The 23,909-nt window shown below is 69.3% G+C and carries 23 protein-coding genes, 1 pseudogene and 1 riboswitch; of the genes and pseudogenes, 10 read left to right on the top strand and 14 right to left on the bottom strand.

Features of this window, described 5'->3' with window-relative positions:
• A partial coding sequence (locus H5J30_RS02490; protein ID WP_258563037.1) for an ABC transporter ATP-binding protein occupies positions 1–717 on the bottom strand: 717 nt, incomplete at its 3' end.
• A 72-nt stretch (positions 718–789) separates the two neighbouring features.
• Positions 790–1,022, top strand: a riboswitch (cobalamin riboswitch).
• 187 nt (positions 1,023–1,209) lie between these two features.
• Here H5J30_RS02490 and H5J30_RS02485 point away from each other — a divergent pair.
• Positions 1,210–1,836 (top strand): annotated as a pseudogene (locus tag H5J30_RS02485) (5-methyltetrahydropteroyltriglutamate--homocysteine S-methyltransferase); the annotation flags it as partial.
• 116 nt (positions 1,837–1,952) lie between these two features.
• Here the strand turns inward: H5J30_RS02485 and H5J30_RS02480 are convergent.
• The 5 genes from H5J30_RS02480 to H5J30_RS02460 all read right to left on the bottom strand — a co-directional run bounded on the left by H5J30_RS02480 (position 1,953) and on the right by H5J30_RS02460 (position 6,360).
• Complete coding sequence (locus H5J30_RS02480) at positions 1,953–3,395, bottom strand: TadA family conjugal transfer-associated ATPase (protein ID WP_181785488.1); 1,443 nt, start codon at positions 3,393–3,395, stop codon at positions 1,953–1,955.
• A complete protein-coding gene (locus H5J30_RS02475) occupies positions 3,392–4,204 on the bottom strand; it encodes a chromosome partitioning protein (protein WP_181785487.1) in 813 nt (270 codons plus the stop codon). The genes H5J30_RS02480 and H5J30_RS02475 overlap by 4 nt, the downstream gene beginning before the upstream one ends.
• A gap of 44 nt (positions 4,205–4,248) precedes the next feature.
• A complete protein-coding gene (locus tag H5J30_RS02470) occupies positions 4,249–4,938 on the bottom strand; it encodes an SAF domain-containing protein (RefSeq protein WP_181785486.1) in 690 nt (229 codons plus the stop codon).
• Between the two features lie 49 nt (positions 4,939–4,987).
• Positions 4,988–5,599: a hypothetical protein gene (locus H5J30_RS35890; protein ID WP_258563036.1), complete on the bottom strand. Its 612-nt coding sequence runs from the start codon at positions 5,597–5,599 to the stop codon at positions 4,988–4,990.
• Between the two features lie 398 nt (positions 5,600–5,997).
• Positions 5,998–6,360 carry a hypothetical protein gene (locus H5J30_RS02460; protein WP_220188451.1) on the bottom strand — a complete coding sequence of 121 codons (363 nt, stop codon included), beginning with the start codon at positions 6,358–6,360 and terminating at the stop codon, positions 5,998–6,000.
• Positions 6,361–7,564: 1,204 nt separating this feature from the next.
• On the opposite strand from H5J30_RS02460, the gene H5J30_RS37375 reads away from it, so the two are divergent.
• Positions 7,565–7,894, top strand: coding sequence for an NUDIX hydrolase (locus H5J30_RS37375; protein ID WP_309505405.1), 330 nt, complete (start codon positions 7,565–7,567; stop codon positions 7,892–7,894).
• Positions 7,895–7,955: 61 nt separating this feature from the next.
• Here the strand turns inward: H5J30_RS37375 and H5J30_RS02450 are convergent, their stop codons facing one another.
• The 8 genes from H5J30_RS02450 to H5J30_RS37845 form a co-directional block, all read right to left on the bottom strand.
• Positions 7,956–9,059, bottom strand: a complete 1,104-nt coding sequence (locus H5J30_RS02450) for a hypothetical protein (RefSeq protein ID WP_181785483.1) — start codon at positions 9,057–9,059, stop codon at positions 7,956–7,958.
• Entirely contained in the window at positions 9,043–9,873 is an 831-nt protein-coding gene (locus H5J30_RS02445; RefSeq protein ID WP_181785482.1) for a thiopeptide-type bacteriocin biosynthesis protein, read from the bottom strand. Before H5J30_RS02445 ends, H5J30_RS02450 begins: the two co-directional genes overlap by 17 nt.
• 18 nt (positions 9,874–9,891) lie before the next feature.
• Complete coding sequence (locus H5J30_RS02440; protein WP_181785481.1) at positions 9,892–11,139, bottom strand: lanthionine synthetase C family protein; 1,248 nt, start codon at positions 11,137–11,139, stop codon at positions 9,892–9,894.
• Positions 11,136–14,039, bottom strand: a complete 2,904-nt coding sequence (locus tag H5J30_RS02435; RefSeq protein ID WP_181785480.1) for a lantibiotic dehydratase — start codon at positions 14,037–14,039, stop codon at positions 11,136–11,138. Before H5J30_RS02435 ends, H5J30_RS02440 begins: the two co-directional genes overlap by 4 nt.
• Positions 14,040–14,137: 98 nt before the next feature.
• On the bottom strand, positions 14,138–14,329 hold the full coding sequence (locus H5J30_RS02430) for an FxLD family lanthipeptide (protein WP_181785479.1): 192 nt from the start codon (positions 14,327–14,329) through the stop codon (positions 14,138–14,140).
• Positions 14,330–14,392: 63 nt separating this feature from the next.
• Entirely contained in the window at positions 14,393–15,598 is a 1,206-nt protein-coding gene (fxlM, locus tag H5J30_RS02425) for a methyltransferase, FxLD system (protein ID WP_181785478.1), read from the bottom strand.
• A 109-nt stretch (positions 15,599–15,707) separates the two neighbouring features.
• Positions 15,708–16,568, bottom strand: coding sequence for a phosphotransferase (locus H5J30_RS02420; RefSeq protein WP_258563038.1), 861 nt, complete (start codon positions 16,566–16,568; stop codon positions 15,708–15,710).
• Positions 16,569–16,645: 77 nt separating this feature from the next.
• Entirely contained in the window at positions 16,646–18,019 is a 1,374-nt protein-coding gene (locus H5J30_RS37845) for a helix-turn-helix domain-containing protein (protein WP_181785476.1), read from the bottom strand.
• 378 nt (positions 18,020–18,397) lie between these two features.
• On the opposite strand from H5J30_RS37845, the gene H5J30_RS02410 reads away from it, so the two are divergent.
• The 8 genes from H5J30_RS02410 to H5J30_RS02380 all read left to right on the top strand — a co-directional run.
• Positions 18,398–18,712 (top strand): hypothetical protein, encoded by a 315-nt coding sequence (locus H5J30_RS02410; protein WP_181785475.1) that lies wholly within the window; start codon positions 18,398–18,400, stop codon positions 18,710–18,712.
• Complete coding sequence (locus tag H5J30_RS35885; RefSeq protein ID WP_309505404.1) at positions 18,705–18,896, top strand: DUF5999 family protein; 192 nt, start codon at positions 18,705–18,707, stop codon at positions 18,894–18,896. Before H5J30_RS02410 ends, H5J30_RS35885 begins: the two co-directional genes overlap by 8 nt.
• Positions 18,893–19,600, top strand: coding sequence for a hypothetical protein (locus tag H5J30_RS02405; protein WP_181785474.1), 708 nt, complete (start codon positions 18,893–18,895; stop codon positions 19,598–19,600). The genes H5J30_RS35885 and H5J30_RS02405 overlap by 4 nt, the downstream gene beginning before the upstream one ends.
• 266 nt (positions 19,601–19,866) lie before the next feature.
• Positions 19,867–20,727, top strand: coding sequence for a hypothetical protein (locus H5J30_RS02400; protein WP_181785473.1), 861 nt, complete (start codon positions 19,867–19,869; stop codon positions 20,725–20,727).
• A gap of 85 nt (positions 20,728–20,812) precedes the next feature.
• Positions 20,813–21,724 (top strand): hypothetical protein, encoded by a 912-nt coding sequence (locus tag H5J30_RS02395; RefSeq protein ID WP_181785472.1) that lies wholly within the window; start codon positions 20,813–20,815, stop codon positions 21,722–21,724.
• Between the two features lie 282 nt (positions 21,725–22,006).
• Complete coding sequence (locus H5J30_RS02390; protein ID WP_181785471.1) at positions 22,007–22,891, top strand: hypothetical protein; 885 nt, start codon at positions 22,007–22,009, stop codon at positions 22,889–22,891.
• On the top strand, positions 22,888–23,145 hold the full coding sequence (locus H5J30_RS02385; protein WP_181785470.1) for a hypothetical protein: 258 nt from the start codon (positions 22,888–22,890) through the stop codon (positions 23,143–23,145). Before H5J30_RS02390 ends, H5J30_RS02385 begins: the two co-directional genes overlap by 4 nt.
• A 396-nt stretch (positions 23,146–23,541) precedes the next feature.
• The coding region (locus tag H5J30_RS02380; protein WP_220188450.1) for a hypothetical protein at positions 23,542–23,909 on the top strand (368 nt) is incomplete at its 3' end.

Genomic DNA, 23,909 nt, shown 5'->3' with positions numbered 1-23,909 from the left:
CTCGGCGACGAGCCGGCCGCCGTCGAGCACCCCGATGCGGTCGGCGAGCCGGTCCGCCTCCTCCAGGTACTGGGTGGTGAGGAAAACGGTGGTCCCGTCGGCGACGAGTTCGCGTACGACGTCCCACAACTCCCGGCGGCTGCGCGGGTCGAGGCCGGTGGTCGGCTCGTCGAGGAAGATCAGCCGGGGCCCGGACACCAGCGTCATCGCCAGGTCCAGGCGCCGCTTCATGCCGCCGGAGTACGTCGCGGCGCGCCGGTCGGCGGCGTCGGCGAGGCCGAAGCGGGCGAGGAGCCGCCCGGTGACGGCGGTGGCGCGGGGGCCCGCGAGGTGGCCGAGGTCGGCCATGAGGCGGAGGTTCTCGCGGCCGGTGAGCAGCCCGTCGACGGCGGAGAACTGGCCGGTGACGCCGATCGCCGCGCGCACCCGGCCGGGCTCTCGGCGGATGTCGTGGCCGCCGACGCGGGCGGTGCCGGCGTCGGCGGCGAGGAGGGTGGTCAGGATGCGGACGGTGGTGGTCTTGCCGGCGCCGTTGGGGCCGAGGAGGGCGTAGACGGTGCCGGCGGGCACGGTGAGGTCGACGCCGGCGACGACCTCGCGGCCGCCGTACGCCTTGCGCAGCCCGTACGCCTCGACGGCGGGAGTTCCGGCGGGAGTTCCGGCGGGAGTTCCGGCGGGAGTTCCGGCGGCCGGTCCTGCGGGGGTTCTCGTGGTCATGGCGCCATGCTCGGAGGTTGACCCTGCGTCGGGGTCAAGGCTGCGGCCCGCGGCGGTGTCGGAGGGGCGCCCTACACTGGCCGTGCAGCCGGTTCGCCCCGTCCGCCAGGCGGTGGCGTCGCAAGAGGGAACCCGGTGGGAATCCGGGACTGCCCCGCAGCGGTGAGCGGGAACGACCGCCGTCATACGCACTGGACCCGGCGGGTCCGGGAAGCGACGGCCAGTAGGTGCCCCCGCGCGCGACGATTCGTCCGCGTGCGGACCTGCCCGCGAGTCCGAAGACCTGCCCGCTGCCCGTGCGCGGGCCTTCCGCGCGCGGACATCCCGGTGACCTTCGAGGGCAGGGTCGGCGCACGTGACGTACAGGACAGGCATCAGGGCACCCGCCGCAGCAGCGCTGGGGCGTGCCGGGCTGCCTTCCTCCCCGTGTCTCCTCCCCCCTCTCCTTCCGGCGCCGGGATCTCAGGGATCCATCTCGCGAAGGAGATCTCCGTGACAGCGAAGTCCGCAGCCGCGGCCCGGGCGACCGTGTACGGCTACCCCCGACAGGGCCACCACCGGGAGCTGAAGATGGCCGTCGAGGGCTACTGGAAGGGGCGCGTCACCGCCGACGAGCTGCGCGCCACCGCCGCCGAACTGCGCCGCGCCGCCTGGCGGGAGCTGGCCGGCGCCGGCGTCCACGAGGTGCCGACCGGCGACTTCTCGTACTACGACCACGTGCTCGACACCACCGTCATGGTCGGCGCGGTCCCCGACCGCCACCGCGCCGCCGTCGCCGCCGACGGCCTCGACGGCTACTTCGCCATGGCCCGCGGCACGCAGGACGCCGCGCCGCTGGAGATGACGAAGTGGTTCGACACCAACTACCACTACCTCGTGCCCGAGCTGGGCCCGGACACCGTCTTCACCGCCGACCCGGCCAAGCAGACCGCCGAGTTGACCGAGGCCCTGGCGCTCGGGGCCCCCGGCCCGCGGCCCGTGCTGCTCGGCCCCGTGACGTACCTGCTGCTCGCCAAGCCCGCGCCGGGCGCGCCCGCGGACTTCGAGCCGCTGACGCTGCTGGACCGGCTGCTGCCCGTGTACGCGGAGGTGCTGGCCGATCTGCGCGCGGCCGGCGCCGCGGGCGACGCGGCCACCGCGTGCTGGGCAGGGCGCCCCGCCACGCGGCGATGATGAGCAGCAGGCCGATACCCGCACCGAGCCCGCAGACGATGATCAGCAGCCCTGCGGTCATGTCAACCGGCTTCCAGCAGGCCGGGCGTGAACCCGGCGGCCCGCAGCTCGTTGAGGGTCTCCGTACGCAGCGGCACTCCGGGCTGGGCACGCCCGGTCGTGTCAGGGCGGAAGATCTCGTTGGAGATCACCTGCGGGCCGTCGGCGCCGACGACTTCGCGGATGGAGCGCACCACCCGCTGGTGCTCCTCGCCGCGGGGCCGATCCAGGTGGACGACGAAGTGGATCGCGGAGGCGATCAGCAGGTTGGTGGCCTCCACCGTGAGGCGCTCGGGTCCCTGGGCGGCGTAGGCGGCGAGCTTGGTGAACGCCCCGGCGCTGGTGGAGGCGTGCAGGGTGCCCATGGAGCCGTCGTTGCCCTGGCTCATGGCGTTGCACATCGGGATCACTTCAGGTCCGCGGACCTCGCCGACGATGACGCGATCCGGGCTCATGCGCAGCGCCCAGCGCACCAGCTCCGCCAGCTCTACCGCGCCCTCGCCTTCGATGTTCGCCTCCCGCGCTTGCAGGGCGAGCACGTCCGGGTGCGCGGCCGGGTCGGCGTCCAGGCCGAGTTCGAAGGTGTCCTCGATGGTGACCAGCCGCTCGGCCGGCGGGACTTCGGCCGCCATCGCGCGCAGCAGGGTGGTCTTGCCGATCGCCGTCCCTCCGGTGATCAGCACGTTCTTGCGGGCCCGGGCCATGGCCGCCAGCAGGGCCTGCAGCCGGTGGTCCACGGTTCCCACCTTGCGCAACTGCGCGAGCGTGGCCTGCTGGAAGCGGTGGCGGCGGATCGCCAGCGCCGGCCGTGCGGTGACGGCCATGACAGCGAACGCCCGCTCGCCTCCGGGTAGCTGGAAGCTCACCCCGGGGCTTCCCCGGTCGAAGTGACGTTCCTCCACGCCACTGCGCGCGGCCAGTTCCCGGATCAGGTCCACCAGGTCCGCATCCGTGCCCGCCACGGGCGCGACTTGCTCCCGGCGGCCGTCGGCGTAGCGCACGAACACCTGGTCACAGGCGTTGATGTTGATGTTCTCGATCTCGGGATTGCGCAGCAGCGGCTCCAGCCCACCCATCCCGAAGAACTCATCGAGCACCTTGTCGATGGTGGCGCGTTCCACGTCCTGGCCAGGGATGGCGCTGCCCTGGGACAGAGCGGTGGCGGCGAATTCCTCCGCGGCGTCAGCCAGCACTGGCTGCGCGAAGATGCGGCGCTCCTTGCGGTCAGGCGCGGGGATGCCAGCGTCCTCCTCGGCGCGGACCTGCTGGGCCAGCCAGCTCGATAAGCGCTGCCGCAGCGCCGCGCGCAGCCCGTCGGCGGGCTCGGGCGCCGGCGGACCGGTGAAGGGCAGCGAGGCGGCGCTCAAGCCGTGGCGTGCGGCCTGCGCGGCGCCCGGGGGCCGAGGGTGTCCGTCGACAGGTTGTGCCCGCCAGCGGCCGGCGTGGGGGTCGTTCGGCGCAGTCATGGCATTCGTCCATCGATCGAGGGTGTAGGCGCCTGCCGCTGTACCGGCCGGGGGCCAGGAGCGTCCGGCCCAGCAGGAGCGGGAACTCCAGCGAAGCGGCCCGCCAGGTGTGCGGGCGGCGTGATGAGGGCGTCCTGGGCGGTGCGGACGGCCAGCGCAGCTGCGGCCTGGCCGAGCCGGGAGCGTGACGGTGCCGACCGGGGCGAGGGGCGCCCGGTCAGCGGGGCCGCGCCCGCGGGGTCGTACGGCATGCGGCCGGTGACGCGCACCCCCAGCCGCTCGATCTCCAGAGCCTGGACGATCTCCTCGGTCGCGTAGCCCTCCCCCACCAGCACCAGCCGCGGACGAGCAGAGAGCCGGGAGACGGCCGGTAGGGCAACGGCCAGGTGCGCCAAGGAATCATCGCTGGTTCCGGTGACCAGCAGCATCACGTCCGCGGCCCGTATCAGGGCGAGCGCCGCGGCATCGGCGCCGATGCGACCGCAGTCGACGATCACGGCGACGTCCGGCCGTGCGGCGGCTTGAACCAACAGACCCGGCTCGCCGGTCAGTTCGGCCAGGGCGGCGCGCGCCTGCTCGGCGCTCAGCGGCCCGGGCACCACCGGCAGCCCGCCGCCGGGCAGCCGCTGGGTATGCTGCCAGATCAGCCCCGGGTCCCCGGCCGTCCGCCGGGCTGCCGCGGCCAGCGTGACCAGCCCCGGCTTGAGGTCGAGGCGAAACCGGGCCAGCAGATCTCCGCCTGCCGGATCGCACTCGACAACCACCGGGTGGCCGCCGGAGGGCCACCCCGCGGCCACTGCCACCGCCACGGTCGTCGCCCCGGGAGAGCCCTTCAGGCTGCACAACGCCACGATCACGACGCACCCCCCGCCACCGCGACCACACGCAACGAACCGTCGGGGATCGCGGCCAGGGCTTCGGCGTCCGCGTCGCCCATCTGCAGCGACAGCACCGTGACCTGCCCCTCATCCGGGTTGTGCACGGCCGAGACGATCGCCGCCCACGAGCCCGTGGGCGTGTCCGTGCCGCTGGCGGCCTCCTCGGCGCCAGCGGCGATGACGCGCACCGCCGTACCCGGCTGTATCCCGGGCGGGAACTGACCCGGCTCCAGCGCCACCGCAGCCACCGCCTCTCCGGCCGCGGGCACCTGCGAGCGGCCCAGTACCTCCTTGGTGAGCAACGCGCCTTCCGGCAGGGTGTAGGCGATGCGCTGCCCGATTACCTCGTCGAGGGAATCGGCGGTCAGGACGTTGGGGCCGAACTCGATGGCCATGCGTACCTCCCGCACGTCCTCGGCCGTCAGCTGCTGTCCCACCGTCACCTCGTCGGCCAGCACGAGCACCGGTTCACGCTGCCCGAGTTCGTTGGCCGCCACGATGCCGCCGAGCGTGGCAGCCACCACCAGCACCACCCCGGTCAGCAGAAAGGGCACCCGCCGGCGCCGGCGCACGCCCTGCAGACGGGACGTGCCGCCCGCCGAGGCCGCCAGCGCCTCGTCCTGCCGAGCAAAGGGACCGGGCGTGACGGGAGTCGGGGTACTCACCGGCGCCTCATCTGGCCATCACATCCGTACGACGAAACCTTCATCGGGATCACTCCGTGTTCAGCGCAGGGCCTTCTTCGACGCGAAAAGCGGTCGTCGCCTGGGTGGTCAGCCCGGGGAAGGTGCCCGACTGCCCGGCGCCGGACCAGCTCACCGTCCAGCGCACCTCAACCGAGACCGGATATTCCTCATCCGGCTGGCCGGCCGACGAAGAGCGGTAGGTATGGCCGCAATCCGGTGACGGACGGCTCGGGTCCCCCTTCGACCGGTACGGCGTCCCCGGCCCCCGGCACACCACCGTCGATCCGTCGCCAAACGACCACTCCGCCCGCGTCGGGCGCGCTGTCGCCCGCACCGACACGCCCGGCACCGAAGCGGTCGCCGAGACCGCCTCCCAGCCCTCCAGCCACACCCACGTCGGCACCTGCACAAGCTGGTCACCAGACGGGCTGGAGGCAATATCCGGGCCGGGCAACTGCAACTGCTCGTACGCCCGCTGCGCCAACGCCGCCGGCGACGGACCGGAATCTGCTTCCTCCCCCGGCGGCCCTTCAGGCAGCCACACCGGCGGGCGATACAGCGCATCGCGCGTCCCGGTACCCGAGCAGCTCCACACGTACCACGCGCCTGGCCCCTCCCCCTGGACCGGCTCGGCCGGCACCGCCCCAGGCCCTCCCGAGCCCGAGCGGAAGACCGCCGGCACCATCGGTGCTCCGACGTCGTCGTCTGCCGGAGGAGTGTGTGAGGTCGCGGTCGCCTCCGCCGGCGGCCGGTAGTCCGGCGCTGGCTCGTACGCGCAATTCATCAGATCAGGGTTGTCCCTCTGCGGCTCAGCCTGGCCCCCGCCTCCGCCACCGGGGGCCGGGGCACCGAACTCCGGTGCAGCGCCACCATCAGGCGGCGCGCCGTCATCCCCGTCGTCTTGTTCCGCGCCCAGCCGGCACCCGGGGCGGGGATCTTGCTCGCAGGTCGTCCATCCCCAGCCGCCCTCGGCCGCCGCAGGGACTGCGCTCGCGACCGTTGCGGTCAGCGCGAGCACCGTCGCCGCCGCACCCCGCTTCAGCATGAGCCGACCTTCCACACACCGAAGCGAGTCACCTTCCACGAGCCATCCGGCTGCACCTTGACCTCGGCCTCGATCTCCTGCCGCCCGCCGGGCTCGTCATCCACCAACTGGTCCGTCTCCTTCTTGTACTTCAGCCAGTTCGTGGAATCGCCACAGTCCTTGATCAAGACGGTGGTCGGATCCTTCGGCGGCTTCGCCGAGGCGACATCCGGATGCAAGACCGGTTCGCCGCGGGTGACCACCTTGTTGCGGTGATCGGCGTAGAGGCTCCCGGTGATCGTCTCTAACGCCTCACCGGTCGCGTGATCGGGCAGATACCCCGCCCGCCAGTCCGATGTCCTCGCGGCGCGGGCCATGTCCGCCCACATCTGCTCGTACGCCTCGACCGCGGCTTCCTTCGACTCCTGCGCCGGGGCCTGCGACGAGGGCGGCGTCGACCGCGGCCCTGGACCCGGCGAACTGCCGGAGTCCTGCGGCTGCGTCGGGTCATCGGCCGAACGGGACGCAGGGTCATCGCACCCACCCAGCGCTAGCAGCGCAGTAGCTGCCACCACCCACCAGGCGCCGTATACCGACCGCCTCCGCCGACAAGACTGCCACCAGAAGATACTCATCTGAGTCACAGACACAACTCTGAGAACATACGGTCGGCTTCACCAGTGTTGTCCTGTTGCTCAATTCACGAAACACAGCAACGTCAGCCCCAACAGGCCCGTCGAGTCCATGACGTCAGGCAGCGATCTACCATCCACACGACGACGGCAGACCCATGACGTATCCGGTGTCGATCACGGCGACGTTCACGTCTTCGCCCGTGGCGTAGCGCCAGGCCGGGGGGACGTTCATTCCCGCCTTCTCGTCCCACAGGTCCCACCGCTCCGGGTAGCGGGGGTCGTCGGGCTCGGCGAGCCTCTACCGTCGAGTCGCGCGGCGACGAGGTGGCACTGTGCTTCCAGTGCGGCATGGTTTATTACTCGCTGGGCGACGTTGAGCGCCGCAGCCGAGACCGCCATGAGGAAGGTATGCACGGATGACTGCCCTGCACGCCGGTAGGTATTGAAGTCAGCTTTCCGTTTCGTGGGGACTCGAACGGAGCGTGGACGTCATTAGGCGGTGCTGGTAGGTGTGGGTTCTACGATGAGCCGGTGACGAAGACGCTGCCCCCTGTGGGCATTGACCTCCTCGATGTCGAGCAACTCGTGCTGGCCGAAGCCGAGGAGCCGCCGCTGTCGCCCCAGGACGCCGAGGCCCGAGACCGGGTGTGGGAGAAGGCGGTTCGGGCCAACCCCACTCTCTTCGACGGGCCGGTGGTGGCGTGTGGGGGGCTGGAGTGGTTGGGCCCGCGGGTTCTGCGTCTGTCCTGGGTGGGTGTGACATACCGGCACTACGCGTTGCGTCGTGTGCCTGGCGCCACCGCGCTGCCCGCGCTGTCCGTGAACGTCGTCCAGCCAACCGATGACGGCCGGATGTTGACGGCGCGGATGTCGCCTTCTACGGCTGCCCCGGGCCGTTGGCAACTGCCGGGAGGTTCCGTGGAGCCTCCCGGGGGCGGGGCGGGTGTTGGACGAGTCGGCGTTGGCCGGTCAGGCAGCACGGGAACTCGTGGAAGAGGTGGGGATCGGCGTGGTCGCGAAGGAGTTGCGGCTGTGGATCGTGACCCGGGGCGAGAACGGCAGTGTCGGTCTGACCTACCTGGCCCCCGCGCGTTCCGAGGCGACGTTGCGAGCTGGCTTGGCCGCTGCTGCGGCGGCCGAGCGCGCCCAGGGGCGTGAGCCGGAACTCGACGACGTCGCGCTGGTGTCCTCGCCGGAGGACCTGGCGGGTCTGGCAGGTCCGCACGCTGACTACCTGGAGCCGATCACCAGTCGCCACTTCTTCGAGCGCCGCTGAGCGAAGGTCGGGAGCCAGTGAGGAAGTCGCATCAAGCTGTACGCCCGGACACCAGCAGCCTTCAGAAGACACGGAGGCGATCTCGAATTACCTCGTCGCCAGTGCGTGTCGCTGAGAGAAGGTCACTGAGTAGGCCGTCCGGAAGGTCTCCCGAGCCCAGGCCACACGCGTGCAGGAGATTGTGACACTGCTGCTCCTGTCTGTCGCTGATGAGTCCGGTGAACTGCGTGTCGGCGAGGACTTCACGGGCGGCGTAGCCGTCTTGTGCTTCCATCGTGCGGCGGTGGAGACCGTCGACGAGGTCGTGGGTGACGGTGTGACCGGCGGATCGTGCAGCAGCGAGGATCGTGAGGCCAAGCCGTATGTCGAAGACGGTCGTGCCGTGGCCGGCAGGTGCTCGGAGGTAGGCGTCGGTCACGTCCGCGACGGACTGAGCCGCCGATTCGCCGGTCGCGAGTCGGCACAGCACCATCAGGGAGGCGACGACGAGTTGTTCCCATGGGTCGCCCGGCGTCGTGTGGTCGAGCAGGTCTCGGGCACGGCTGGTGTCGCCAGTGGTGAGGGCTGCGAGGACTGCCACTTGGCGCCCATCCAGTATCCGGGTACCAATGCCGCGATGCTTTTCGATGTGGGCGAGGGCTTCGTCCCAGCGTCCTTGGGTGGTGAGGGCGCGTGTGCCGTCGGCGAGGAGCACGCTCCATAGCCAGGTGCGCACCTTCTTGCGGTCGGCGTCAGTGGCCACGAGGTTCGCGGGGACGGCGATGCTCTCGATCTGCGCGGACCTGTCGTGGGTGATGGCATCGAACAGCGTCAGGAGGAGTTGGCGCCCCGTGTCTGGATGTCCGGCACGAAGCTGGAGGCGTGCAAGGTTGATTGCAGGTTCGAGCGCGCGCACGGCGGCCTCGGGGGGTAAGGGAGTGGCGCACAGGTAGGCGGCAGCGTGCTGCGTGCACAGGATGCGGGCGATGTCGGGGAGATCGATGTCCGAGGCAATCAGTGCGGCCTGGTTGAAGACCGTGGAGGCCACGCTTGGGTCGCTCTGCTGCTGAGCGGTGTCCGCGAGGTCGGCCAGTGCCTGGACTCGCTGATGCAGGGGGAGGCAGGCGGGGCGGGGACGAGCGACGAGGGGGAACCGCCGGGCGATGCTGTCAGGGAGTTTCCACATGGTTCGTGTTGCTCCTCTCGGTGGCCGGGTCCGCGCCGAAGATGACGGTCCTCGCGGCTGCGGTGAGGATGGCCTGCGTGCCATAGGGAAGGCCGAGTCGGTTCCAAGCGAAGATCACATGATGAGCTAGGACATTCCGTAGCCCGCGGTGGAGTTGGCCGGTCTCGTTGAGGCGGGCCAAGTCGCTTCCTGCATCGGTGTAGGCCGAGACCCATTCGGTGGCCGCTGCCAAAGGGCCGCCGGGCTGCACTACGTACTTGGGGTCCACGGAGAGCAAACGGTGAACGCCAGTGTGTAGTTGGTCGTTGCTGTTCTGCTCGGAGCCCGGTGGCAGAGCGCGGTGGGCGGCGACTCGTGCCCAGACGTCGCCCTGCTCGTACCAGTCCAGCCCGGCGGCGCGCATCATGAGGCTGCAGAGCATCAAGGACGTCTCGCGCCTGTGCCGGGCTGCGTCACGGCGGAGGAACTCCAGGAGATTGCGGCTGTCGCGATGGAAGAAGCGGTGTGCGGAGTCCATGGATTGAGCACCACCGAAGGCGTGCACCTCGGGCTCGTAGATGATCTCCGTCCACCCGGTGACCTTCCCGGCCGAGACCAGCTCTTCGAGACGCCGGTCCATGGGGTTCTGCACGCCGGTGACAGGTATGTAGCGGATGCGCCAGCAGGGATGCTTGCGCATGATGAACCACGTGCTGATGGCTCCGACGTCCTCTGCGGTAGCCAGGAGTGGGGCGAGTTCGGTGACGGCGGTGGCTTCGGCGTGCTCCCAGTCCGAAAACATCACGTTGACCTGGCACCAAGCGGCTGGAGTCATGAAGTTCCTCCGTGGTGTTCAGGCCAGGGCGAGGAAGGCATCCCAGCGGGGGGCGGGCGCGCGGTCCGTGCCGAAGGTGTGAAGGGCGAGTGCGGCACCGGCGGCTCCGTCGAGGAGTTCCGGGTCGTGATCGCCCTGTTCGACTGCCGTGATCAGCCGCACTGCGAGGTGCGGTAGTTCTGCGGCGATCTCGGAATTGTCGGTCTCGGTGGCCATGCGCCATGCCGCGTGCAGTAGGCCGGCCATGCCGTGGCACAGTCCGATCTCAGGGAGTGTGGCCTGCTGGTGCGGGTCGCGCAGGACATCGAGGATCGCGGCCTCCGCAAGCCGCACGCGCGTCGGGTCTCCGAGAGCGAGACCGGCCAGTTGCTGGGCTCGGGCGGCACCGCTGGCTCCATAGCACCAGGAGGGCCGGGGGCGGAGTTCGGCGGGAACGTGCTGGTCGGCTGCTTGCTGCACGTTGATCTGGCCGGGCCACCAGGGGTGGGAGTCGTTGCCCTGCCGCCAACGGTCGGTCCAGGCGCAGATCCGCTCGACGGCGCTAGCCAGGCCAGGCAGATTCACACCGTTTATCACGGCCTGCGAGAGTACGGACAAGACGGCGCCGATGCCGTGAGCGAGCCCGAAGTTGCCGTGCCCGCCGGGGTAGTCGGGGTGGAGCGCGCCGGTGGGGGCGACGTTCATCCACCAGGGCGGCAGTCGGGCCGGGTCGGGCAGGGGTTCGGTCAGCCGCACCAGGTAGGCCACGATGTCGCGGGTGATCTCGTGGTGAGGGTGGCGGCTGAGGTGATAAGCGCCGAGCCCGGAGAGACCCTGGACCAGGTCGAACTCCTCCATAGGAGGGCGTTCGACACGGTCGACGCGTTGGTGGGCGGCGACCAGCCGGGTTCTGGTGACGTCGAGGGTGGCCGCGTCCAAGCGCTCCAGGAGCCGCACGTAGCGGCTTGACACGCTCGCCGCGCGGTGTGTGATGAACGCGAGAGCGGGAGCACCGAAGTACAGACTGGCGTTGGCAGCAGCGCTGACTTCGCCGTCCACAGCCGCAGCCAGCCAGATGTGTGCCGTCTCCCAGGTACCGCGGCCGGCACGAGCCCGTTCGATGTGGAGAAGAGCGATGCCTGACGCACCTCCGGCGAGGGACTGGGGCCAGGCCCGGCCGCCGCCGGGTCGGCCGTTCGGCCACACGGTGACCGGGTCGGCCAAGGCATCGGCCAGCTTGTCGGCGGTCGACAGCGCGGCGGCGGCAGCAGGGGCTGTCGTGGTCACGGTGTTCTCCTTGCTCGTGCCGCCCAGCTCAAGGCTGCGGCCCTGGCCAGGTGCAGGTGCGCGCGCTCCTCCGGCAGGCCGGGCCCTTGCATCCGTACGTGGTGCAGGTGCAGAAGGTCGGGCAGCAGTTCGCCGGGGCTCGCGCCCGTCTCCGCGAGCGCGCAGGCGTAGTCGGTGAGTGCTGTCCGCCGCGCGGCCCAGGCAGAAACAGTCCGTTCATCCAAATCGGCGGGGTGCGTGTGCACCAGGTCGACGGCCTGTCGGTAGACCGCGCGGGGAGGAGCAGTCGAGTCGTTTCGGGTGTGCTCGATGAGCCAGTGCATTCCCGCGGCGCGGTCGCCCAGCAGGCCGGCGGCGATGTCCACCATGCTCGCGGCAGTCACCGCACGGGCGTCGGGCGCGTTCTTCGCTGCTGCGGCGGTGAGCTGGGCAAGTGTGGCGGCGGAGTCGGCGGCGAAGTACGCCTCGGCCGCATCGATCGCCGTGGGGCCGCCGAACCGTGCGGTCTCCGGATGGTAGGTCTCCACGCTGGTACGGGTGATCAGTCCGCGGCGGCGTAGCTGCGCGGTCCACTCGCCGACGTGCTCGAAGGCCGTGCCGAGGGTTCCGGGCGCGCAGGTCAGGCGGAGGCGAAGTTGGTCGTCGGGGTCGGGGTAGCGGACGAACCAGCAGCGGGGATCGCCCAAGTCGCTGAGGAGGATCGGCAAGTGTCGGGTCAGGATGGGGTCTTGCCTGTCTCGGCGTCCGTGGAGCTGGAGGTAGAGACTGTTTCCACTCCCGGGCAGGTGTCCGTGCTCGCGGGCGACGACGTGGGCTGTCGTCCGCACGGGTGTGCGGTTCTGCTCTGTGATCAGAGGAATCACGGCTTCGTGGGCACGGCCGCCGATCCAGCCCAGCGCCTGGGGTAGCGGGGCAGGGTGCAGGGTCGCCGTTCTGGCGCGGTCGAGGCGGGCGCGGAGCAGGGCCCGGTGGGAGGGCTCGGCCAGGTCCAGAGCAATGCGCTGGTCGGCCTCGCTCAGGTAGACGTGCTGGGGAAGGTGCACGTCGTTGCACCACCGGGTCAGGGCTTCGTCCCACCGCGGCCACGGTGCCGACGCGGTGGGCAGGTCGTCGCGGTCGAGGAGCCAGCGGGCCGGGGACAGGATTGTGCGGCCGTAGCGCAGCGCGGGCAGGAACGGGAGGTTCGAGGCAGCCGCGCCCCAAAGGAACCCGGTGCAGGGCACGACGAGCGCGACCGGTGCCTCGGCCAGGAAGCGGGTCAGCGGATGGGAGTGCAGCCCCAGATCTACGGCGTTGAGTAACAGCGTGTGCACCGGGCGGCGACGGGAGAGCGAGACGAGGTGGAGCTGTTCGGCGTCGGCGGTGACGGCCAGGTCTGTCACCGGCATCAAGCGGGTATCCGGGCTCTGGTATTCGCCGAGCGAGATCACCAGATCGGTCGCCTGCGGGGCGCGTGCGACGTTCTCTGCGCGGACGGATAGAGGCGTGGCACTGATCTGGACCACGAGCGCGCCGCGGTGCACTCCCGGAAGCCGGCCGTACACGTCGGTCATGCGACGTCGGTCATCATCGGGCAGCAGGTCGAGAAAGCGGCCGGTGGTGGCCCCGGCCGAACGCGCCACGCCGACGACATGCAGGGTGAACTCGCCCCGACGGAGCGCGGCGGCGTTAACGGCCTCGATGCGTACGGTCACCTCGGTGCTGGGCTGGACGGGGTGGTCGGAGTCGGTGGTGGCCAGGTCTTCCAGCATGGTGTCTGTGAGCGCGACCTCAGTGCGGCCCTGGACGGTGACAGCGTGCGCGAGCTTGGTGAGGCGGCTGTCCCGATCGGGCAGGGGGCACGGCGTCGGCGCGGTGGTGGCGCCGAGGTAGCCAGGCGGGTATCCCAGTGTGTCGATGGCGTCCAGGACGGGGACGATCGCCCGAGGCCCGTACCGGTCGAGGAACCGGGCGTGCCATTCGGCCCAGCCGGTCAGAGAAGAACGGGGCGCAAGTCGGGCGAGGGCTTGTGCAGCCGTGGCCGCCTCGCGCGCCACCATCTCAGGGATGGTCAGGTCCCAGTCCAGGCGCAGGTCGATCACGGGCAGGGGAGTGGCGTCCAGCTCGGCCTTCTCGGCAGTGGACAGATGATGTGCGTGGTCAGTGAGGCCCGTGAGCGGGTCGGGCGTCGTCATAGAGGCGCGCAGACTGGTGAGCAGGACCCGTTGCTGGACCAGGCCCGCCAGAAGCTCGTCTATCGCAGCGGGCGGGGTGCCGGGGAAGCCGACTGCGAGCTTCGCCGCGAGGTCTCTCCACGGGATCGGGGTGCGTGCGCCATTCAGGGCTGCGCGCACGGGTCCCGTCCTTCGTATCCGTACGTGTTCGGGGCCGACATCTCGTTCCCCGCTTCGCCGGTGCTCGATCACCACGTGACCGTCGTGCTCGACTACGAGGCTGGAGGCGAGCAACATCAGACCTGATTGCAGTGCGGTGCGCTGCTCGAAGCGGTCGGCCAGGACCGCGGCATGGCCGGTGTCTGCTCTGGCCGAGGGACGGTGCGCGCGGCCGATGTGCACCGTGAGGGTGGCACCTAATCGTGCGGCTGCAACCCCAGCGAACAGACCGAACGGCGTGGCTCGCGTCCGAGCGCGCAGCAGGTAGCGCAGCACGGCCAGCACAGTACGGCGCACGGTGGCGTCCGGCAGCGGGCGGCCGGCGCAGACCTGCCCGACGCGGTCTGCAAGGTCGGGGCTGGCAGCAGCGGCGGCAGCGGCGAACTCGGAACTGGCCCATATCTGTTGTAGCCACGCTCGCCACGACGCTGGATTCGCAGCGGTGCTGACGAGGTCCGGCCAGTCGATCTGCTGTTCGGGGTGTCCCGCAGCGCCCCGGATCAGCACCGCATCGGCATGGCGGTACATGTGCACCTCCGTGTGGCTGCGCGGTGCCCGGCCGCGCCCGTAGGCCGGGCACGGCCGGGCACCGCGATGAACGCGGTCGGTACTGCTCCGCGCGACTACTACGGGCAGCTCACGCACGCCGTGGCGCACGTCGAGTTGCAGCCGTCGTTCGTCAATCGGATGAGCTGGTCCGCGGCCGGGCCACCCTCAACGATGGTGACGTCGAGTTCCCAGTCCGCTGTCTCAACCGACGACGTCAGGGCGTCCTGTGGCTGCGCGGGCGCCAGTGGTCGCTTTATGTGCACGGTCATACATGCCTCCTTGGCAGCAGTGACAGGTGGTGCACAGTCCCGGAGCCGGAGGGCTCCGGAGTCTCAGGCCCAGGTCGCCGTGACGATGCCGTGGCGGCGGAGCACGGCGTCCTCGGGCAGGGGTGCGGGGGCGGGGCCCGGCAAGTACCGGAGTGTTGCGGCTCCCCGCCGGCGGTGGTCCTGAGCCCAACGGCGGAGCAGGCCCGCGTACTGGCCGGCGAGGGTTTCGGCGTGAGGGCCGTGGGCGATCACGCCGCTCTCGAAACCACCGGTGTCGGGGTTCTCGCGGCGGGTGCGATAGGCGATGCTGTCCCGGCTCACCAGCGCGGGCACGCCCTTGAGGGCTGATGCTTCCACGAGCCCGCTGTCAACGACGTCCTGAGCGGCGTGCAGGCGGGCCGGGCTCGACAGGTTGAGCGTGAGAAACAGGTCCAACTCGTCAGGCAGGTCGTACGCAGCACCGGACCAGCACTCCGACCGGGGCTTGTCCATAGCCGCATTGAGCGTCTGGGGCTCCAGGGGTACCCGTACGTCATCGGTCTGGAGAGCGACGCCCCTGCGCAGCACCACCTTGCGTTCCTGGGCGGCTCCCTCGCCCTGCATGGGAACGAAGTGCGCCAAGCCGTAGGAGCGACTGATCAGACCGTCTCCGTCGTGGTCGAAGGCGATGCTGCGGGTCGTGCCGCACACGGTGAGTGGGACGACGAGCCTACCCTTCTCCGTGAGCCCGTTGATCCACGACGAAGGGATGTCCCACGCCGCCGCGGTCACGATGATCCGGTCATATGGAGCGCTGTCAGGAACGCCGTGGTCACCGTCGTCGAGGACAGTTCTCACCTGGGTGTACCCGGCGTCATCGAGGCATTGGCGAGCCCGGTCGATGACGTCGCGATCGATGTCGACAGTGGTGACTTCGCCCTCGCTGCCGACGAGTTCTTGGAGGTAGGCGGCGTTGACCCCACCGGATCCGATCTCCAGGACCTTCATGCCGGGCTCGATTTCGGCCTGCTCCAGCATGACGGCCTGGACGTGGGCCGCGGACATGACGCTGATGTCCACGCCGTGCTCATCCTTTTTGACCGGCACGGAGCAGTGCAGGCTGTACGCCACCTCTGGGGATGCATCCGGCGCGAACCTGTGCCGGGGCACCGCGGCGAAGGCGGCGGCGACGGGCTCGGTCCTGACCCCGTCCTCGTCACGAAGCGCGCGCACCATGTCCGCACGCAGCGTGTCGGGATCGCGGACTGTCGAGTCGTCAATAGCAGTCATCCGAATACCTGTCTCTATCGTGGTTGGTGCTTGTGGCGGCCGTGATCGGCGTGATGGGGCTGAAGCAGGACAGGGGTCGAGGCCCCAGCCCGTGGACTTGTTATGCCCGTCACAAGATCCTCCATTCCAGCTCGGTGTCGTGACGCCGGGCGCCTTCGATGCGATGCTTGACTTCTTCCAGACTTCCCGGGGAGTGACGCGCCTTCCGGGCATTCGTGGTGATCATTCGCAGCTCGCGAATCTGAGCCAATGTACGGTAGCCCGACCATCGCCGCACGTCCCAGCCGTAAGCGTCGGCGAACTGTTCGTAGTGCCGCTTTCCATGGCCGAATCTACGGCAATGTATCTCGACGGTCACCAAATCCCATTCGGGCTGCCCAATGGCGACAGTGTCCCAGTCACACAGGACTACTACCCCATCAGCCGTGTGCAAAGCGTTTCGGTGTTGAGGGTCACCTTGAATTACGCCTGACTGTCGAGCAAAATCAACGCCTTTGAGTTCGGATTCGAGTCGATCTGCACAGTCGCTCAAAAATTCTACCGACGAACCCGCAAGATCAGTGATCTCGGAAATGGAGCGGCGAATGGCACGTAGGTTGTCGTGTGCCGGTAGCGCCAGATCCGGTGGAGTGAGCGAGTGAAGTGTGTTGAGAGGGCTGGCAAGTTGGACGGCCGTGACAGGGTAGTCAGGCTGCGGGAGGTAGGTCCAGAAGGTCACGGCGTGATGATCGACGACGACGGGCTGGCCTACGGGCAGGAGAGACACAGTCGGGAACCCGACGGTCGTAAGCCATCGGACGAACGCAACGGTGCGGGTCACGTCATCGAGCCGCGACCCGCGTCTGGCGATCTTGACGACGACCGGGTCCCTCGCGAGCAGGATGACGGCGTTGGTGTGGCCACGCAGAAGACGGGCGCCAGAACTGCTGAGGCCAGCCGCCAAGCATGCTTGCTCCAGGACACGTTGCATCTCTGACTCATCGAAGCCGCCAGCTATCGGATCCGCTACTGTCATGAGTCCAAGGTCGCTTACCACAGAGCCACTTGTCACATCGCACCAGGAGGTAAGGCCAGGATCTCGCGCAGTTCACGTACCGGCCGACTGCTGCGTGTCGGGGTTGGGAGCGCTCGGATGACCTCGCGAGCCCGTGCTCGCAAGATTGGCGTCTGATGGGCGGGACGGATCGCCAGGATCGCCGAACCGGCTAGATCGCAGGCGTCGGATGGGAGACGGTCGAGCGCGCAGCAGATTGCTGTTTCCAGTTGGAGTAGTGCAGGATCAATACCTGTCTGTGTCGGGTAAAGCCCTAATGCTTGTGCCTGGACCCGCCGGGCCTCAGTTGTGTCACCGATGGCAGTCAACGCCCCGCTTCGGTACAGCAGAAACCGTCGCTCGGGGAATGAAAAGGCGTCGTCCGCGTCTCCACCCGGCCCGCTCTGTTCGAACAGATCGGCCGCGAGGCGAAGCGCACGCTGCGCTTTGTAGCCATCGCCCAACTTCGCAAGAGCACGTGCTTCGGCGGCTGCGGCGAAGGCGGTGGTGACTGACGGCCGTCCACGGGTAATCATCCGGGCCTCGCGAGTAAGGGTGACCGCGACTTCGAGAGGACCGTAGTAGAACGGCAGCATCGCGGCCTGTGCCCTGACTCGCGCCCGCAACTCGACGTTTCCGCTGTCATCAGCGGCGGCACGTGCGGTGCTGTACCACGCTTGGGACCTATCCAGGTCACCGAGCTTCATCAAAGCGTCGGCAACCAGAGTTGAGAGTATCGCCGTCAGCTCTGAAAGTCGGACCTGAGCCGCGGCCGGCTGCCGGTCCCCGGCCAAATCCTCGACATCCGCAAGGAGGCCGAGGAGCGTTTCGAGCATGGGCGCCGGAGGCGTATACAGGTACTGCTGTCGAGCCAATACGATCCGCTCGTCGAGCAGATCAAGTTGAGCGGGGCTAACGCTAGCGGAAGCCAGAGTTCGATCTACCTCACGCCGCGCAGAATCAAGTCGCTGCACGAAGGACGCACCCGCGGTTGAACCTGCCTGAATCCCTGAGACAGCAGACAGCGCAAGTGTCTGTATTGCTGCCGCACTTGTGAAGCCGATCTCCTCCGGCGTTGATTCATAGAAGGAGCACAGCAGGCCAACGGTTACGGGCTTGGGATGGTTCTTTCCAGTTTCCCAGTACCCCAATTGGATCGGATCTGGCTTCGGAGCGCTTTCTCCGTAGCTTGCTCCTAGGTTGCGCAGATTCCCTGCGACATCCTTCAGGGTGAGTCCCCGAGCCAAACGGTGCGCACGTAGCAGGGAGACAGAACAGTGTCTGTGAATCGACTCAGCGATCTCCTGAAGTGTCTGCCCATCAGCAGTTCCTTGAGCGCGTAAGCGACGTGCGCACGAAGGGCCATGTGCCCGCACGTCTCGATCCATGACCGGCGCCTCCTCTCGGACAAGACGTACCGATTGAACGGCAGCATGCCCAGTCTGACAAGGATCCGTCCCCACCTCACGTATCTGCGACAAGAACTGTGATGCACCATGCCAGTTGCTAGGAACTGTGACGGATGCCAGTTGCCTCCCTCTGGCGTCTCAACGATCCTTCCTCGTCTCGGAGGCCCGGGACGGAACGACTGTCGGACCCGGGCACATGGCCTCTAACTGCTAAGCGTGAGGTTCTCGTAGCGGCCTTTGTCTGAGGTTGCTCATGGCGACGGCACGGCTAGGTACAAGCAGGGCATGGCCATGTTGGGACTCCGAGCACGGGGAGTGCGGCTACCTGGCGGGCTAAAGGCCGAGGGAGTGAAGAGAGTGGCAGCAACGACGAAGTGGGGACTTGGCATGGGGCACCAGTCGCACCCGTGGCTCGGTCACCTGGTTGCCGACACCGCACACAGCGGCCGTGTTGGGGTTCTGCAGGCTGTGGCGCCCGACGTCGACGACATCCGTCTGGAACCGATCTTCAGGGCGCCGGACGAGCCGCCCGTGGCGTGGCTCCGGCCGAAGGACGGCGGTATGGAGTGGACGACCGCCCTCGTGGCGATCCAGGAGGTGCCCGGTGGAATGCCGGTGGCCTCGGCGCCGGATGGGACGGCGGGCGGGTCGGGTGGCGTTCATCGTGTGTGAGCATGTGCCGCCCTGTCCGCCTGCGGAGGCGTCCGACCGGGAGGCGGCCAAGAGCCTGGTGAGGCGCTTCGAGCAGGGGTGGACTCGGCTGTGCAACGGGGTGCTTGCCTTCGACGACACCGGAGAGCTGCTTCCGGACGGCCGCGTCATCAGCCCGCACCGAGCAACCCAGGGGTCGTTATGACACTGCGGGAACAGCGCTACCAGAACGGCATGCGGGTGCCGGCGATTGCTCCGTGGACGGGCGAAGCGCCTCTCCCGGTGCGCGTGACGCGGCGGTGGCTTGCGGGTCTCGGTGGTGAAGGACTCGGCTACGAGGGCGAGCTGCCGACCGACCGCCATCGTGGCCTGTTGTGGGAGCGAGTTCCGGAGGCGGACGGTGAGGGGCGTGCGCAGATCGGTCTCGTGCACGGGCCGCGTCGGCGGCGGGCGATGAACCACCGGTTGTGCCAGGTCTGTTTCACTCCGGCCGCCGCCGCGGGGGAGCCGCTGATGTTCCTTGTCGCCGGTAGCAGGCCCATCACCACCGGCGATCGCCTGACCTCGCCTCCCATCCACGCGGAGTGTGCTGAGGATGCTGTGCGCGACTGTCCCGATCTGGCGGACGCCTACTCCGCCGCGGTGGTGGACCGCGCGTCGAGCTGGGGTGTCGCGGGCCTTGCCTACCAGCAAGCCACGTTGAAGCCCTTGCCCAGTCGGCACAAGACCGGCCTGACCCTGGTTTCGTACGACGCCTCTGTCGTGGAACTGCGCTGGATCCTGGCTGTCCGGGAGGCCGTCACCGTCCATGGCTGCACGCCTGTGCGCCTGGACGACCTCCCCGCCGAGTCCGAGGCCGCAGGTGCCCTCCGGTTGACGCCCGGGACGGGAGGTGCCCAGTGGCCGTAGTCCTCACCCCCATGGTTGTGCCCCACCCGCCGGGGGTGCCGGGTAGCTGGCTGGTGTCGGCGTATCCGCCGCACCGGCACCGGTGTTGCAGATCCCGCCCTGCTGGGTGCTGAAGCTCCTGCTGCCCGTCGGATGCCGGACCCTCACTGCTCTGAGGAGGACCACCCCCCGGGGTCCTTTGTCCTTCCTGGCGGGCAGCAGGTCACCACCGCGCGCGGTGGATTCCCCAACCTGTACGAGTTACGTCCTTTGGAGTTCCGTTTCTCATGTCCCCTGCCAGCCCGATTCTGGTCTGCCATTCCGCCGGTTCAGCGCATGACGACCTTGCACGGCAGGTCGCCCGGATCGCCTCGGAAGTCGCACCGGTCGTCGAAGACGCCACTGCGTTACGGCTGCCCCCGGGTGTTGAGGTCCATCTCGTTACCCGCCGGGGCTGGATTCGGCGCATGCGCAAGTACGCCGAGCGGATCGTCCGCGAGGACGCGGCGGCCTACGGGGCGGACCGTGCTGCGCTGAAGTGGCTCAACCGCAGGTTCAAGGCCGACAAGACCAGTTGGCTGGACATCGCGTCCACCCTCCACACCGAGCATGGCCCGGCACAGGTTCTGCTGTGTCCGCCGGGGTTGAAGCACGCCGGCTTCTACCACCACCTGCCCCGCCTGGTCGGGGTGATCGCGCGGGAGCTGTGTCAGGTTGCCCAGCACCACGCCAGCTCCGACACGCTTCTCGGTGCCGTGAACACCTCGATGGCGAGCCGGCGCGGCCTGGCCGACCGTGCGCTGCGGCCGGTGGTGCAGGGCCACGCGAGGTGGTGCGCCGAGAAGGTGCTCGCCGAACGGTTCGGCGAGCACCCCACCGGCGGGCTCACGAAGCCGCCGAGCCGCCGCCATGCCCGCCGGGCCCGCAGCGCCGGATGTCGCCAGGAGCGCCGCGACAACGACGCCGGGAATCGGTTCGTCACCCACGTGCTGACCGGCGCCGGGCAGCGGCCGGCGCTCGATGTCGGGCAGTTCGACGTGCTGTTCAGCGCCTTCACGCTGATGCCGTCGCCGGCGGAGCTGGCTGCACCGGACACCTGGCTTGACCGGGTCCAGCCCGTCTGGGACCGGCACCACAGCGCTCGATGAGCCGGTGCGGAAGCCGCGTCCGCTGCCATCCGCCCTTCCCCGGCCGTACCTCCCCGTTCTCTCTTCACTGATCAGGAGTTTCTTCGTGCCTCCGACCGAGGTTGATGTCCAGCAGCTCGCCGGCCGTGATCACCATGGGTTCGGCCGACGGATCAAGTACATGGCGGAGGAGTGCGTCCCGTGGGTCGAGCCGGTGACGGGGCTGGCGCTGCCCGAGCGGTTGGTGATCCGGCTGCTGGACCGCACCGCCCTCCGCCAGACGATCATGGACGACCAGGAGCGGCTGGTGGCCGCAGCGCTCGCCGAGGCCACCGGCGACCACGACGTGGAGAACGTGATCAAGCTCAACCGCGCGATTGCGTCGGTCAGCTCGCGGATCGCCTTCTGGGTCGCCGGAGGGATCACCTACACCACCGCAGCCGGAGACCCGGAGATCATGATCACGCCCGGTACGTGGCGGCACCACGGGCAATACCAGGACGACGACGCCCTGCTGGCGATGCTGGCGCACGAGCTGATCCACCCCGCACAGTTCCACGCCAGTGGTGGCCGGCTGCCGGTGATGGACACCGGCCCGCTGGGCAAGGATCTGGGGCTGGCGGACCGGGAGATCAAGACGGTGGGCGAGGGGCACGCCACCTACTTCGGCGCGCGCATCGCGACCAAGGTGGCGGGGGGTAACCCCGTGCTGTGGGTCAAGGAGCGTCGTCGTCAGTACCGGCGTTCACTGCGATACAAGCTGATCGGCGGCACGCTCTCCCGGCTTCCCATGGCCCAGAAGGCGGGAGACGCGTACAACAACGGCGCGTGGTTCACGGCCCACGTGCTCGACGGCCTGGGCGAACTGCCCGCACTGGACCAGCGCGCCTTCAACGGGCTGTGGGCGCGGCGGGACCTCTTCCCCGACGCCGACGAGATCCGCTACCCCGACACGTGGCTCAAGCGGGTCACCCCGGAACTGACCCTCACCTCCTCGGCGCCTCCTCAGCCCCGCTGAAGACAAGGAACCGGCGAAGCCTCCGACGGCGGCAGCCGCCCACCGGTCCGACGAAACCACGCGCCCCCGGGACATACCTGGCGCCGCGCGCACTGGCCAACGGGCAGGCCAGGGGGCGCAGTGCGCGCCGTGCCCCGCGGAGCGGCCCCACCGCGGAGCGGGGCACGGCCGCCGAGAGAACGAACCGCCCGTGCAACCGCACGAGCACACCCCTGCACTCGTATGCACCCGTAAGACCCCGTACCCGCAAGAACCCCTGTACTTGCAAGGAGCACTTCTTCGATGACCACCCACATCCACATCGACAACCAGGCCGGACGACGGCACGCCGAGCTGACCGGCCGGCTGCAGACGATCGTCGACCGGTGCGCGTCCGAGGTGGCGGGGGCCGTGGGGATGGAACTCCCCTCCGCCCTGACCATCCGATTGCTCACCCCGCGCACCTGGCGCAAGCGCGTCATGGGCAACATGCGAGAGAGGGTCGCCGCGGAAGTTCGCGACCTCGCGCCGGACCCGAGCGCGGCGAAGAAGGTGAACCGGCAGGTGGGCCTTCAGCGATTGTCCCTGCGTCTGGTGTGGATGCTGCTCGGCCCTCGGACGGTGAGGCTGCCGGACGGCACCTCCGAGATCTGGTTCGCGCCGGACTCTGCCCGCCACGCCGGTCTCTACGACAACGAAGACGAGCTGACGCTGGGCTTCGCGCACGAGTTGATCCATCCCGCGCAGCAGCTCCGCTCACCGCTTCTGGCGACCGTCGACACTCCGTTCCCACACGAGCGGGGCTGGGCCGGCCGCGCCGCCGCGCCGTTCATCGAGGGGCACGCCACCTGGGGCGGCATGCAGATCGCCACCAAGATCCTCGGCCACACCCCGCACGAGAACGGCAAGGCCGTCCAGGGCCCCTCGTTGCAGTCCCGCTTCTGGGGAAAGCTGTTCAGCCAGACGCGGAAGGCCAGGTACGAAGACCCGCTGACGTTCTTCGACCAGGTCATCGAGGGCACCGAAGCAGACCCGGGACTGGGCATCGAGCGCTTCAACCAAGTCTGGTCGGACATCGAGTGCTTCCCCACCATCGAGGAGATGTCGAACCCGCACACGTGGCTCAAGCGAGTCCGCCCGCTGCTGGCCGAGACGGACCCGGCCGCCCGTCTGGGAGACGAGCGGTGAGCCGCCACAAGCGGGCGCCGGAGCCGGCGCAGGACCAGGCACACGAGCGGGTGGGCCTTGGCCTGTGGCCGTTCATCTGGATCATCGCGATCGTGGTCACCATCCCCGTCGTCGTCTTGGCAGACCCGGCCCGCGGCACCGGGCCCATCGACACCCTCACCAGCGCCGCGCCGACCGACGAGAACGCGGCGGATCCGTGGTCACACCCCCTCCTCCCCTCACACGGGCCGGGCGTGCTCGCCGGGCCCGTGTGATCACCACCCTGGGCGAGGTGAACACAGTCCGGGAGTACCAGACTCCGCCGATCGATCTGGGGAGGTCGCGACGGCGGACGGCCGGGCTGCCGGCCCCTGCCGGCCGGCAGCCGGGCCTCACCACCACGTCACGGCCCCGCCCGCCCCGGCACAACGGGCGGCGGCCCAGCCCGACGTGCACAGCCCTTCAGACCATGCCCCTACCCCACCTGACCCGTACCACCGCTTTTGCTGATCACGCCAAGAAACCAGGACATGAAACCCTCACCCTCTGCTGCCGATCGCACCGCAGCCGATACCACCGCGCCCAACGCACCGACCGCCTCCTACCCCCCACTACCCGCACATCTCCCCGAGGCGCCCGCCCGCCCCTCGTCCACGACCGGACGTCACAGCGTGCCCGGGGCGGGCAACACGGCACCGGCCCAGCCCGAAGGCGCGCAGCAGCCCCCGGTGTTCACCCCCGACCCGGTGAACCGGCCGCGCGCCGTTGCCGACGCCTGTGGACTGCTGCTGATCGTCCTTGCCGGGGTTTGTGTGGGGTCGGTCTACGCCTTCGTCGACCTGTGCGGTGTGTACCGGGCCCCGCACGAGGATGTGGTCAAGCTCGTCTCCTCCGTGCTCGCCGCCGGCACGGTGCTGCTGTGGCTGTCCTGGTTGCTGATCAAGCGGGGCGCGCCGCGGTGGGTGTGCCTGGTGGCCGTGGTGGTCGGGGTGCTGGCCGTGGTGGCGAAGGTCCCCGAGCCCTGGCAGACGACCGGGCG

Source organism: Streptomyces phytophilus (genome assembly GCF_013870535.1).
Classification (GTDB): Bacteria; Actinomycetota; Actinomycetes; order Streptomycetales; family Streptomycetaceae; genus Streptomyces; species Streptomyces phytophilus.
This window is presented reverse-complemented; position numbering and strand designations above follow the sequence as displayed.